Origin of the sequence: Kribbella sp. NPDC049174 (assembly GCF_043197365.1) — a bacterium.
Lineage (GTDB): Bacteria > Actinomycetota > Actinomycetes > Propionibacteriales > Kribbellaceae > Kribbella.
In genome coordinates this window covers 40,581-52,491 of record NZ_JBICSZ010000014.1, presented here as the reverse complement: position 1 = coordinate 52,491, position 11,911 = coordinate 40,581, and the positions used below count along the sequence as shown (strand labels likewise).

The window sequence follows — 11,911 nt, the reverse complement described above, 5'->3', positions numbered from 1 at the left end:
ATCGACGCCGGCCCGGCGGCCACCTACAGTTTCGGGTGGAGGCGAAACGTTGTCCGAATTCCTCGTCGACGCCGACACCCTGGCGAACGCCCGGTTCGGTACGTCGCAGCTCACCGAGACGGTGTCCGCGCTGAAGCTCCTGCGGGCGCCGACCGAGCCCTGGTACCGCGCCTGGAAGGACGCCCATGTCGCCGCTTTCCAGGATCAGCTGAGCAAGCACCCGATCTGGGCGTCGATTGTCGACAATGCCTTCGGCCGCAGCTGGGTGGCCGACTTCCTCACCGTTCCGCCGCTCGAGCCGAACCAGGAGTTGTCCGACGAACTCCAGTTGCTGACCGCGCTGGACGACGACCAGATCCGCGCGGACCTCAGCGTCGTACGGACGCCGCTGCCGGACGTCCTGCTCGAGTCGACCGGGCTGGCCGAGCAGGCGGCTGACCTGCTCATTTGGGTGTGGACGGCAACGGTCGAGCCCGACTGGCCCCGGCGCCTCCGGCTGCTCCAGGCCGACGTGGTGTCGCGGACGTCCCGGCTCAGCGAGCAGGGTTGGTCCGGCGTACTGCGAGGGCTCGGTCCCGATGTCCGTTGGCTCGGCGACGGGCGGATCCAGGTGAACCGGTGGGACTATCCGGCGACGGATGTCCGAGGCCGGGACCTGATGTTCATCGCGGCCCACACGAACAAGGTCAACGTGTCCTGGCGCAAGCCGGACCGGTATGCGCTGACCTATCCCGTCACCGGGATCTTCGCGGGCACCGAGACCCCGGCCGAGCCGCTGGTCCAGCTGCTCGGCCGCAACCGCGCAAGGATCCTGGTCGAGGCGGCCGACCCAGTCAGCACGACCGTCCTGGTCGCCACGACCGGTCTGTCGCTGGCCACCGTGTCGGACCATCTCCGCGTGTTGACGGATGCCGGCCTGCTCGATCGCCGTCGCTCGGGCCGATCGGTCCTCTACTGGCAGTCCGACACCGGCCGCCGCGTCGTACGACGCCCGGCGCCGAACCGCCAACGTCCGTGAGTAGGTGAGTTCGCGGCGGGTGGGCAGCCAACCCGCCGCGAACCGTCTAGTGGACCTGCACGCGCGTGGACAGCGGTAGCTCGACGACAGACGACCCGGCGCGGAGGATGAACTCGCCCGGCTCCCTGGTCCAGCCGTTGTCCCAGTGCTCGAACGTGCGCCGGTGCAAGGGGATGGTGACGTCGCGCGATTCACCGGCATCCAGGCGTACGACGCCGAAGCCGGCCAGCCAGCGGGTCGGGCGGTCCACGGTGCTCCCGGGGCGCTCGGCGTACACCTGGATGACGTGCTTCCCGGACCGCTCACCGGTGTTCTGGACGGTCACCGAGGCAGTGGTCGCGGTGGCGTGGAGGTCGGAGACAGACCAGGTGGTGTAGCCGAGGCCGTGGCCGAACTCGAAGGCGGGCTCGGTGCCGGCGCGGAGCCAGGCGCGGTAGCCGATGTGGATGCCCTCGTCGTAGCGGACCACGCCGTCGTGCGGAGTCACGTCGATGACCGGTACGTCGGCCTCCTCGCGCGGCCACGTCGTCGGAAGCCGACCCCCGGGCTCCACGACGCCGAGCAGTACGTCGGCCAGCGCGTTGCCGTACTCCTGTCCGCCGAAGTAGGTGAGCAGGACCGCGGCCACGTCGTCACGCCACGGCAGCAGGACGGGCGAGCCGGCGTTGACCACCACGACCGTGCGCGGGTTCGCGGCCACGACGGCCTGGACCAGGTCGTCCTGGCGACCGGGGAGCGCGAGCGTGCTGCGGTCGTAGCCCTCGGACTCGACCTTGGAATTGGTGCCCACGACAACGACCGCGACCTCCGCCGCACGGGCCGCCGCGACCGCCTCGTCGATCAACGCCTGCGGATCCGACACCTTCGGTTCCACGCCGACGGTGACGCTCATCGCCTCGCTGAGACCACCGTGGAGTTTCGGCACCTCGAGCTCCACACGGACGTCGATCGGCCGGCCGGCGGTCACCTCGACCGGGGCCGAGATGGACGGCGGTGACAGCAGCGCGGCGCCGAGGTCCGTGCCGACCGGTACGGCGGTGTCCTCGCGCAGAAGCTTGTCATCGGCAAAGATCCGGCCGCGGCCGACCGAGGCGAAGCCGAGCTGGATCGAGCCGGACTCGACCGGCGTGTACGTCGTCCGGAACTCGAAGACCGCGGTGTCGCTGATCGGTGCGTTCCCGCCGAGATACACCAGCGCGCTGGAGAACCGGTCCTCGGCGAACAACTCGGCGCCGTCCGCGGCGAGGAAGCGCACCCGGGCGCCCGGCTCACCGGTGGCCGGGTTGGTCATCGTGGTCAACGGAAGCTCGGCGACACCCTCCTGGACGACCGCGCCGAGCGAGTAGCTGACGTCCGCATCGGGAAGGGCCGCGCGAAGTCCGTCGAGCGGCGAGACCACGGACGTCGGGATGACGGTGGCGCTACCGCCGCCCTGGGTCCGGGCGTCCCGCGCGTTGTGCCCGATCACCGCGACCCGTTGCAGCGTCGAGGCCTGCCACGGCAGCTCGCCCTCGTTGCGTACCAGGACCGAGCCCTCGGCCGCCGCGGAACGAGCGAACGCGACACCGTCGAGGTCAGGCACCTCGGCCGGCTTCTCGAATCCTTCGAGCGCGCCGACCCGGGCGGCCAGAGTGAGCAGACGCAGTACCTTCCGGTCGATCGCGTCCTCCTTGACCTCCCCGGACCGGACAGCCTCGACCAGGGCGTCCCCCCACGCCCCGATCGGTCCCGGCATCGCCAGGTCCTGCGAGTGCTTGGCACTCTCCAGGCTGCGTACGGCGGTCCAGTCGCTGACGACGACGCCGTCGAAACCCCACTCGCTGTTCAGCGGAGTCTCGAGCAACTCGTTCTCCGAGGCGGTGGCGCCGTTGATGGAGTTGTAGGCGCTCATCACCAGCCAGGCGCTGGACTCGGTGACCGCCTTCTCGAACGCGAGCAGATACACCTCGCGCAGCGCGCGCTCGCTCACCACGACGTCGGCGGTGAAGCGATCGGTCTCGAAGTCGTTGGCGATGTAGTGCTTCGGGGTCGCGCCGACACCGAGCTCCTGGACGCCGGCCACGTAGGCCGCGGCGAGCTCGGCGGTCAGCACCGGATCCTCGCTGAACGCCTCGAAGTGCCGGCCGCCGAGCGGCGACCGGTGCAGGTTGATGGTGGGGCCGAGGACGACGTCGACGCCCTTGCGACGCGCCTCGAGTGCCGACACCACGCCGTACCGGTGCGCGATGCCGAGATCCCAGGACGACGAGAGCGCGGTCGCCGACGGGAGGTTGAGCGACGGGTCGCGCTCGTCCCAGACCGGGCCGCGGACGCCGCTCGGACCGTCGGACAGGACCATCGACCGCAGCCCGACACCGGGGAGCGGATGGGTGGACCAGAAGTCCTGGCCGGTGAGGATCCGGACCTTCTCCTCGAGCGTGAGGCGACCGAGGAGTCCCTCGAAATCAGCGGGTGTCGGGCTCATGCGTGTCACTGTACGCGCGAAAACCAAGTGATGCTAGGTTTTGAGATATGGCAACCAGAGGTCCGTACGCGAAGGGGGTCGCCAAGCGCGAGGAGATCCTGACCAAAGCGCTGGAGGTGATCGCCCGGCAGGGGTATCGCAAGACCTCGACGCGTGAGTTGGCCAGCGCGGTCGGGCTGAGCGAGGCCGGCCTGCTGCACTACTTCGGCTCGAAGGAGAAGCTCCTCGAGGCGGTCCTGCGGGCCCGGGACGAGGCCGATGTCGAGCGGCTCGGTGATCGCGAGGACGTGGTCGGCAAGTTGGTCGCGATCGTCCGGCACAACAGCGACGTACCGGGCCTGGTTCAGCTCTACTCGACCTTCTCGGCCGAGGCCGGCGATCCGCAGCACGGTGCGCACGAGTACTTCGTCGAGCGGTATCAGCGGCTGCGCGAAGGGTTGGCCGACGGAATCCGGGCCCGGCAGTCCGACGGAACGATCAGCGCAGCGGCTGATCCGGAGAAGATCGCCACCCTGCTGATCGCCCTGTCCGATGGACTGCAGATCCAGTCACAGTTCCAGCCGGACGCCGAACCGGCCGACGTTCTGAACCATCTGCTGGCGTTGCTGCGACCGGTGTGACCCCGGTTGGCGGGCGCGGGATAGTTGGGGCATGACGAGCTCCGCGGACGAAGCGGCCGAACCTGCGGCGGCTCAGGTCGCCGACCGGCGGGTGCTGACGAAGGAAGTCTGGCTGGTCCTGGCGTTGTCGCTCGGGGCGTCCGGGCTGTCGGCGATCATCTCGTTCACCGGGGTGCTCACCTCCGCCAAGCCGATCAGCGGGCAGACGGCGGTCATTGTCGGATCGCGCGCGCCGGGCCGGCCGTGGCTGGACCTCACCTGGCAGCTCTTCGCGGTGGCGACCGCGCTCGTACCGGTCGCGCTGGTCGCCCACTTCCTGGCTCGCGGCGGCGAGACGATGCGCACCCTGGGATTCGACCTGAGCGACCGCCTCCGCGACCTCGCGCGGGGGACAGCGGTTGCCGCCGCCATCGGTGGGGCCGGCCTGGCCTTCTACCTGGCCGCCTACGCCACCGGCGCGAACCTGACCGTCGACCCGGCCCGGCTGCCCGACATCTGGTGGCGGATCCCGGTCCTGATCCTGGTGGCGGCCCAGAACGCGATCCTCGAGGAGGTCATCGTGCTGGCCTATCTGAACCGGCGGCTGGACCAGCTCGGGTGGTCGGTCGGCCGCGCCACGGCGGCCAGCGCGCTGCTGCGCGGGTCGTACCACCTCTACCAGGGCCTCGGTGGGTTCTTCGGCAACGTGATCATGGGCGTGGTCTTCTGCTACCTCTACCGCCGCTGGGGCCGGGTGATGCCGCTGGTGGTGGCCCACACGCTGATCGACATCGGCGCGCTGGTCGGGGCGACGTACCTGATCGGGAAGGTTGGCTGGCTGCCGGGCTGAAAACCGACCTTGCACGTAACCGATCGGTGTTTTGTCAGGTTGTGATGTCGTGACTGTTCACGGGGAAATCACGAGTCCGCCGGAGATCGATCCGGGTTTGGCGGCCGCGGCGCTGGCGGTGTTCGCGCACCGGCACGAGGTGGTCCATCTGCTGTACGCCGCGGTCGACGAGCCGGACGCGCTGACCCGCGTCGGCGACCTGCTGCACGTCGACGAGGCGACGATCGGCCGCGTCCTGGACCAGCCGCTGCGCTGGATGCTGCCGCAGTTCCGCACCGAACTGGAGACCATCGCGGCCGATCCATCGCCCGTCACGACCGGGTAACCGCCACTTGAGGGCCGCCGGCGGCGTCCGACCGAGTGAGAGCGGCCGGACCCGCCGGTTCGGCCTGCCCGGGGACAGGTGCTCAGACCGGGCTGCTCAGACCGGGGTGCTCAGATCGGGGTGCTCAGATCGGGCTGCTCAGACCGGGGTGCCGGCGGTGACCAGGCCGCCGTCGATGATCAGGTCCTGGCCGTTGATGTACGACGCCTCGTCGGAGGCGAGGAAGGCGACGGCGGCGGCGACGTCTTCGGCGGTGCCGATACGACCGGCGGGGACCGCCGCGACAACGGCGGCGTGCGCCTCGGGGGTGACGTTGTCGTGGAACATCGGGGTCTCGATGTAGCCGGGGCTGACCGAGTTGACCCGGATCCGCCGGGGTGCCAGCTCGGCGGCGAAGGTGTGTGTGAGGTTGTGAACGGCCGCCTTGGTCGCGGCGTAGACGGACGCGCCGGCCAGGCCGCGCTGGATGGTCCACGAGGCGTTGATGACGACCGCCGCGCCGTCGGTCAGGAGCGGGCCCAGCTTCTGGACGGTGAAGAACACGCCCTTGAAGTTGATGTCCACGACCCGGTCGAACTCGGCCTCGCTGGTCTGCTCGGCCGGCTCGAACGCGGCGACACCCGCGTTGGCGAAGACCACGTCGAGGCGCCCGAACCGATCCCGGACGGTGGTGACGAGGGAGTCGAGATCGGCCAGGCTCGCCGCATCACCGGCAACCGCGACGACTCGCTCGGCCGGGCTCGCGGCGTGGCGGTCCGTCGGGGCCGTCGTGCCGCGGAGGTCTTCGGCGGCGGCGTCGAGGCGGGTCTTGTCGCGGCCGGTGATGACGACGTGGGCGCCCTCGGCCAGCAACCGGCGAGCCGCGGCCAGGCCCATCCCGCTGGAGCCTCCGGTGACGAGCGCGATCCTGTCTTCGAAACGGTGAGTCATACCGGCCAGCGTGCCGGTTGTTGTGCCGGGCAACCAGTGCGCAGTGAACCTGGGTCCGGCACCACCACCTTAGCCAGGCCGTGGGACGTAGAGCTCCAGGTACCAGTCGGGGTGATCGGTCACCGTCAGCGTGGTCAGGTCGAAGAACAGGTCCCCGGCGTCCGGATGGTCCACCGCCTTGACCGCCTGCCCTGGTACGCCGACCTCCTGGCGCGCCCACATCTCGGCGAACTCCGGACTCGCCGCACTGAGTTCGTCCACCACCCGCCGGAACTCGGGGTCCTCAGGAGCCCGGGCCGCATCCGCGCGGAACGCCGCGACGACGGCCGGCGCGACCGATGCCCAGTGGACGTGCATCCCGCGGTACCGGGCGTTGGTGAAGAACGAGATCAGGCAGTTGTGGTCGGTGTCGTCGTACCCGAAGACCGTCCGGGTCGCGTCGTTGATCGCGAGCAGGTTCCAGTACTGATCCCGCAGGATCGCCGGCCGCGGGGACCACGCGTCGACCAGACGCCGGAGTTCCTCGGTGACACTGCCGACCGTGGCCGATCGGACCGGCGGATTGAGACCGGCCAGCAGATACAGATGGGTCCGCTCCGGCTCGCTCAGCCGCAGCGCCTCGCTGATCGCGTCGAGCACCTCGCCCGACACGTTGATGTCCCGCCCCTGCTCGAGCCAGCTGTACCACGACACCCCGACCCCGGCCAGTGACGCGACCTCCTCCCGCCGCAGCCCCGGTGTACGGCGTCTGCCGACGTCCGGCAGCCCCACGTCTGCAGGCGAGATCGCAGCCCGCCGAGCGCGGAGAAACTCCCGCAACTGCTCGTTCTTCGCCACACGCAACGCTAACAAACGAGTGTCCGCGGGCCTGATCGTCAGGCCCGCGGACAACCCGGTCAGAAAATGAACCCGGTCAAAAGTTGAACCCGCTCAGAAGGCGAACTGGTTCAGGACCGCGAACTTGTCGGCGGCACCTCCATTGCCGGCTGCAACGATGCGCCGGGTGATGGTGTGGTTGCCGCCCGCGGGCAGGTCGAGCTTGAACTTGCTCATGGTGAAGTTGCTCTGCGAGTAGCCGGTGAAGGCTCCACTGTCGGTGGAGTACACCAGGCCGTAGGTCTGGTTGTCCGGACCGGTACCCGCCTGGCCGATCCACCGCTTGGCGTCCGGCACCTGGCTGAACGGGCCGCCACTGGTGATCACCGGGTAGCCGGACACGGCCGAGCGTGAGCCGGTGCCGTCGTGGTCCATCGCGTCACCCGCCCACACCGAGAGCGCCGCGCCGGAGTCGTTCGTGAAGGTCGTCGCCGCGGTGACGAACTGCTCGTCCGGTGTCGCGGTGTAGGTCGTGACGATCTTCAGTCCCGGGTGCTCGGCCGACGTACCGGTGACGCGGACGACTGCCTTCGCACCGGTGTTCTCGACGATCTGTACGTCGTTCGACCGGGTCTGCAACTGCTGCCACGAGTTGCCGCCGACCGGTTCCGCGGTACTCACGTACGGCAGGTTGATCCAGTCGAGCTGGTCCGGCTGGCCGGTGATGGCCAGGTCCAGCACCTTGCCCGTGGTCGACTGGTTCAGCTGGGGGTCGTTGTAGACCTTGGCGACCGAGAGGGCCAGTTTCTTGTTCTCGATCACCACGTCGTCGGGCCCGCCCTCGACCAGGCCGCTCGGCAGCCGCTTGCCGATACTCGCGTCGACCGCGACCGGGGAGATCTCGAGGTCGATACCGGTCGCTCCGGTCGACCCGACCGTGAGGTCGCGGGCGGCCGTCGCATAGCCGAGTTGCGCGGACTGGACGGTGTACGAGCCGGCGCCCTTCTCCAGACCGAGCCGGTAGTTGCCGGCCGTGTCGGTCGAGGTCGAGGCGATCGCCGTACCGTTCTGGACCAACGAGACAGCAGTCGAGGCGAGCGGATCGCCGGTGCCCTTCTTGGTCACCTTGCCGGACACGACCGGCCACGGCTTGGCCGCGACGCCGCCGGGAGTGAAGGCGTACAGGTTGCCGTCCAACGCACCGACCACGACCGTGTTGCCGCTGACCGCAGGCCCGGCCGAGACCCAGGTGCCCAGGTCGTGCTGCCACAGCGGCTGACCGGTCCGTGCGTCGAGGGTGTAGAAGCTGCCGCCGTTGGAGCCGACGAACAGCGTGTTGCCGCTCAGCGCCGGTGAGGTGAACGACCCACCGCGGTACTGCTGGCCAGGCAGCAGCCGCTTCCAGATGACCGCACCGGTGCCGGCGTTGAGTGCGGCGACCTCACCACTCGGGAAGCCCATGTAGACCACGTCACCCTTGATCGCGGCCGCCGCCGGAGTGGCGTTGCCGTTGACCAGGGAGGGCCACGAGCTGCGGTAGCTCCACAGCGTAGCGCCGGTGGTGCCGTTGCGCGCGATGATGCCGTTGCCCGAGCCGATGAAGACGCGGCCGTCCGCGGCCGACGGGATGCCGTCCTGCCAACCGCCCAGGGCAGCCTCGCCGATCCATTCCTGTGCACCGGTCTGGAGGTTGTACGAGATCACCCGGTCGGCCGTCTCGTTGCCGACGTACACGTGACCGTCGGAGACGACCGGAGTGCCGTCGCTCATGGTCGCGCCGCTCATCGGTGCCGCCCAGATCCGCGTGCCCGTCTTGGCGTCAAGTGCGACGAGCAGACCGCGGCTCGCCTCACCGTGGCGTGTCTGGTACGGGTACAGAACCTTGCCGTCAGCAACCGTCACGCCGTAGTACCCGTAGGTGCGCTGGTTGTTGCCCTCTGGCGCCGGCCCTGGGTCGTTCTGCCACTTGAGCTGCCCGGTCTTGGCGTCCACCGCGAACAACGTGCCGCGCAACGTCGGAACGTAGACCAGACCGTCGGACACCGCGACACTGCCGTGCACCGACGACGGTACGGCGTAACTCCACAGCTTCTTGCCCGTCGCCAGTGAGACCGCGTGGACGGCGCTGTTGCCGTCACCGTTCTCGTCCCGCGTCCCGGCGTACACGACGCCGTCGACGATCGCGGGGGAGCCGGTCAGGAAGGTGCCCTTCGTGCGGTACGACCAGGCGAGTCGCTGACCTGCTGCGATGAAGTCGGTGGAGACGCCGCTGTGGCTCGCGTCGCCGTGATGCTGGGACCAGTTGGCGCCCGCGACCGGCTTGATCGCCTTCTCGTTCGTGAGGGTGAAGGCCGACGTGCGCTTCCAGGTGGCGCCGCTCTTGTCGGCGGCTTCCACGGTGAGGGTGTGCTTGCCGATGCGGGCCCGGTTGGGCAGTACGCCGTACCAGGTGAACTCACCGGTGGACTGGAGCGGCAGCCAGCTGCCGTTGTCGAGGCGGTAGCGGACCTTCTTCGGTGCGTCGCTGGTGTCGTACGCGTTCACCTGGATGCCCGGGAAGCGGTCGAGCGGGATCGACGTACCGGGGGCCGGGCTGACGATGGTGAGGTCCTTCTCCGCGCCGTACAGGCGGAACGGGTTGTCGAAGGCCTTGTTGTCCATGTTCACGAACCGGAACCCGCGTGGCGAGTTGTCGATCGTGTACGAGCTCGACACGGTCTGCACGTGTTTCGCGGTGCCGGCGAAGTCACTGCGCGGCTCCACGTCGTTGGAGTGCTCGTGGCCGACCAGCATCAGCTCGGCGCCGTACTGCTCGAGCAGCTTGCCGTACTCGTCGTACACCGACGGCGAGCCGAACGGCACGTTCATCGGCTGGTGAGCCAGCACGACCAGGTGCTTGCCCGTCTTGACGTTCTGGGACAGGTCGGCTTTGACCCACTCGAGCTGCTCGGCGAACGGCGCGGCGCCGTTGTTCTCCAGCACCAGGAAGTGCCGGTCGCTGTAGTCGAAGGAGTACCACTCCGGGCCGACGTGCTTGCGGTAGTTGTTGATCCGGTCCTTGTACGTCGACCCCGCCGAGTACTCGTGGTTGCCGACGGCCGGCCAGACCGGGACCTTCGAGTGCGCCGTACCGGCCTTGTAGAACTCGAACTCGGCGTCGGTCGCGTTGTTCGTCAGGTCGCCGCTGACCTGGATGAACGCGAGGTGCTGCCGGGTCGTGTTGATCTCGGTGATCTGTTCGGCGAGCTGGGCGTTGACGTGCGGGTCGGCCACGTTGCCGAAGGTGAACCCGCCGTCCGCGGACTTCTTGTCTTTGCGGAGGCCGAAGTTGACCTCCTTGGTGTCGCCGGTGGCGAGCTGACCGAGGTTCCGGTAGAACTTCGCGGTCATGGCGGCGTCGGTACCCACCGAGTACCCCGCCGGCTGGGTGACGAAGACCAGGTCGACGTCGCGGCGCTCGACGTCGGTGTTCAGGGTGTAGCGGCCCTGGATGTCGGTGACGACGATCTGCTGTCCGTCGGACACGCTGACACCGGCCAGCGCCGGCTCACCGGCGTCGATCCGGTCGTCGTTGTCACGGTCCTCGAAGACCGTGCCGGAGATGGTGGCACTCGGACCGTCGACGGCATCGGCGATCACCCCGCTGAGCGGGACGCCGATCACCAGCGCGGTCAGGCCCGCGGTGACGCCGTACAGAATCCTGTGCCACCTGGTGGTGGCAGGTTGTTGATCGCGAGACGAGCGGGTCAGGCGGATCATGTGAGGAAGAACCTTTCTACGAACCAGAAGAGGCCGAAGGCGGCGACGACCCCGGTCGCCGTACGGACCGCCGGAACCGCGAGGCGGCTGCGGCGGATCAACAGGACCAGCGGGAAGACGGCGACCAGCAACATCGCCTGACCTGCCTCGATACCGACGTTGAAGCTCAGTAGCGAGACGAGGAGTTCCGGGCTGACCTGATCGGTGATCCGCAGCGACCCGGCGAAGCCGAGACCGTGCAGAAGACCGAATCCGAAGACCACCGGCAGCCGGTGGCGGGTGGAGCCGAGCAGGTTCTCGACCGCGACGAAGGCGATCGACAGCGCGATCAGCGGCTCGACGATCACCGCCGGCACCGAGATCCCGCCCAGCAGGGTGGAGACGAGGGTGACGCTGTGCGCCACGGTGAACATCGAGATGACCTGCAGCAGGCTCCGGAACGTGGTCGCGCCGAGCATCAGGGCGACCACGAACAAGACGTGGTCCAGCCCGAGGAGGATGTGCTCGACGCCCATCTTCCCGAACTGCAGGCTGGACGAGGCGAGCGTGTTGTCGCCGACAGTGAAGTCGTGCCGCGACCGGTCGAAGGCTGTCCGTCCGGAGTCGTCGCCGAAGCTGTACTCGACCACGTTGGTGTGGTCGTCCGCGACCGCCTCGGCCTCGGCGAAGACGTCGTACCGGAGCTGGAACCGGCCGCTGTCGCCGGGGCAGGAGTAGATCAGGCCCAGGTCGGCATACGGCTTCTCCGCGCGCTGGCCGACGGACGTGCTCTCCAGCGCGGGCTCGCAGGCGGCGCCGTCGAGTGAGACGACGACGCGGTCGTGAAGGTACTCCTCGAGCTTCGGCTTGGCCGCGTCCAGGGCCTGCGCCCGCTGCCCGTCGTCCGTGGCCGGCGCCCCGAGATCGACAGCCCGCGCGAGTACGGCGTACTCGAGGCTGAGCTGATACGTCACCTGGCTGCCCGTCTGGCGAACCGTGGAGTAGCCGGTGGACGCGATCACGTGGGCGGACGCGGTCGTGGCTCCCAAAGTGAACAGGAGGAGGACCAGTCCGGTGAAGGCAAGCAGGCGCCGCATGAGGCCCCATCCCACGCGACTCCGGCAATCATTGGGTGTCCAGTCAGGAAACGATTTCCCCCTGTCATGCGGCC

General features: G+C 68.9%; 9 protein-coding genes. 4 read left to right on the top strand and 5 right to left on the bottom strand.

The features are described from left to right. Positions 1 to 49: 49 nt before the first annotated feature. On the top strand, positions 50 to 1,018 hold the full coding sequence (locus tag ACGFIF_RS40795) for an ArsR/SmtB family transcription factor (RefSeq protein WP_393162624.1): 969 nt from the start codon (positions 50 to 52) through the stop codon (positions 1,016 to 1,018). 46 nt (positions 1,019 to 1,064) lie between these two features. Here ACGFIF_RS40795 and ACGFIF_RS40790 read toward each other — a convergent pair whose 3' ends face one another. Then, the gene (locus ACGFIF_RS40790; RefSeq protein ID WP_393162622.1) at positions 1,065 to 3,482 is read right to left on the bottom strand and encodes a glycoside hydrolase family 3 protein; all 2,418 of its coding nucleotides are present in this window, start codon (positions 3,480 to 3,482) and stop codon (positions 1,065 to 1,067) included. A 47-nt stretch (positions 3,483 to 3,529) separates the two neighbouring features. Here ACGFIF_RS40790 and ACGFIF_RS40785 point away from each other — a divergent pair, with 47 nt between their 5' ends. Genes ACGFIF_RS40785 through ACGFIF_RS40775 form a run of 3 tightly spaced genes read left to right on the top strand, consistent with a single transcriptional unit; the run spans position 3,530 to position 5,256 of the window. Then, positions 3,530 to 4,102: a TetR/AcrR family transcriptional regulator gene (locus tag ACGFIF_RS40785; protein ID WP_393162620.1), complete on the top strand. Its 573-nt coding sequence runs from the start codon at positions 3,530 to 3,532 to the stop codon at positions 4,100 to 4,102. A 31-nt stretch (positions 4,103 to 4,133) separates the two neighbouring features. After that, complete coding sequence (locus ACGFIF_RS40780) at positions 4,134 to 4,931, top strand: CPBP family intramembrane glutamic endopeptidase (protein WP_393162618.1); 798 nt, start codon at positions 4,134 to 4,136, stop codon at positions 4,929 to 4,931. 49 nt (positions 4,932 to 4,980) lie between these two features. After that, positions 4,981 to 5,256, top strand: coding sequence for a hypothetical protein (locus ACGFIF_RS40775; RefSeq protein WP_393162616.1), 276 nt, complete (start codon positions 4,981 to 4,983; stop codon positions 5,254 to 5,256). Positions 5,257 to 5,394: 138 nt separating this feature from the next. Here ACGFIF_RS40775 and ACGFIF_RS40770 read toward each other — a convergent pair whose 3' ends face one another. The 4 genes from ACGFIF_RS40770 to ACGFIF_RS40755 all read right to left on the bottom strand — a co-directional run bounded on the left by ACGFIF_RS40770 (position 5,395) and on the right by ACGFIF_RS40755 (position 11,837). Next, positions 5,395 to 6,186, bottom strand: a complete 792-nt coding sequence (locus ACGFIF_RS40770) for an SDR family NAD(P)-dependent oxidoreductase (RefSeq protein ID WP_393162614.1) — start codon at positions 6,184 to 6,186, stop codon at positions 5,395 to 5,397. 69 nt (positions 6,187 to 6,255) lie between these two features. Continuing rightward, positions 6,256 to 7,023 carry a helix-turn-helix transcriptional regulator gene (locus ACGFIF_RS40765; RefSeq protein WP_393162612.1) on the bottom strand — a complete coding sequence of 256 codons (768 nt, stop codon included), beginning with the start codon at positions 7,021 to 7,023 and terminating at the stop codon, positions 6,256 to 6,258. A gap of 93 nt (positions 7,024 to 7,116) precedes the next feature. Beyond that, positions 7,117 to 10,761: a PQQ-binding-like beta-propeller repeat protein gene (locus ACGFIF_RS40760; protein WP_393162610.1), complete on the bottom strand. Its 3,645-nt coding sequence runs from the start codon at positions 10,759 to 10,761 to the stop codon at positions 7,117 to 7,119. Continuing rightward, positions 10,758 to 11,837: a HupE/UreJ family protein gene (locus ACGFIF_RS40755; protein WP_393162608.1), complete on the bottom strand. Its 1,080-nt coding sequence runs from the start codon at positions 11,835 to 11,837 to the stop codon at positions 10,758 to 10,760. Before ACGFIF_RS40755 ends, ACGFIF_RS40760 begins: the two co-directional genes overlap by 4 nt. Between the last annotated feature and the right edge of the window lie 74 nt (positions 11,838 to 11,911).

Excerpts from the sequence above, each read along its gene's own strand:
- ACGFIF_RS40755 (WP_393162608.1), bottom strand. The coding sequence starts at position 11,837 with ATGCGGCGCCTGCTTGCCTTCACCGGACTGGTCCTCCTCCTGTTCACT.
- ACGFIF_RS40760 (WP_393162610.1), bottom strand. The coding sequence starts at position 10,761 with ATGATCCGCCTGACCCGCTCGTCTCGCGATCAACAACCTGCCACCACC.
- ACGFIF_RS40790 (WP_393162622.1), bottom strand. The coding sequence starts at position 3,482 with ATGAGCCCGACACCCGCTGATTTCGAGGGACTCCTCGGTCGCCTCACG.
- ACGFIF_RS40785 (WP_393162620.1), top strand. The coding sequence starts at position 3,530 with ATGGCAACCAGAGGTCCGTACGCGAAGGGGGTCGCCAAGCGCGAGGAG.
- ACGFIF_RS40780 (WP_393162618.1), top strand. The coding sequence starts at position 4,134 with ATGACGAGCTCCGCGGACGAAGCGGCCGAACCTGCGGCGGCTCAGGTC.
- ACGFIF_RS40770 (WP_393162614.1), bottom strand. The coding sequence starts at position 6,186 with ATGACTCACCGTTTCGAAGACAGGATCGCGCTCGTCACCGGAGGCTCC.